Origin of the sequence: Bacillus sp. AP8, assembly GCF_000321185.1 — a bacterium.
GTDB lineage: Bacteria > Bacillota > Bacilli > Bacillales > DSM-1321 > Bacillus_AD > Bacillus_AD massilioanorexius.
Map to the genome: position 1 here is coordinate 1 of NZ_CAPG01000119.1, position 585 is coordinate 585.

Annotated in this window: 1 protein-coding gene; it reads left to right on the forward strand. The window is 40.2% G+C overall.

Annotated elements, in window-relative coordinates; translation table 11 throughout:
* On the forward strand, positions 1-585 hold a 585-nt coding region (locus tag BN349_RS24620; protein ID WP_019244611.1), incomplete at both ends, for an IS110 family transposase.

Sequence of the window (585 nt, forward strand, 5' to 3'; positions counted from 1 at the left end):
ATGTCTCTTTGTTTACTTTATCAGCCTTTCCAACCTCTAAAGAAGTTTTGGAAGCTGGTGTAGAGACCCTATCTATGAAGATTAACGAACTATGTAAGAGCCGATCTGAGAAATGGGCCCGTGATCAAGCAGCTAAGCTAATGAAAGCAGCTCATCAAAATCCATTTCAGCAGACCTTATACCATAGTCACCTGATTAGTTTAGAGATGCTTATTAACATTCTTCTTGAATACAAAAAGCATCTATCCAAACTGGAAGAAGAGATAGATGCCTTAGCGAAAAATATAGAAGAATATAAGATTATCCAATCCATTCCTGGTATCGGTGAAAAAATCGCGGCAACGATTGTCTCTGAAATTGGAGAAATAGATCGGTTTAATCACCCTAAGAAGTTGGTTGCCTTTGCAGGAATTGACCCTAGCGTATTTGAATCTGGTACCTTTAAAGGCACTAAAAATCATATCACGAAAAGGGGTTCCAGCAGACTTAGACATGCCCTATTCACAGCCGTCCGTTGTGCCATTCGAGATGCACGTAAAACCCGAACGACAGAAGAACTCATCCCTCGAAATAAGAGATTACGTG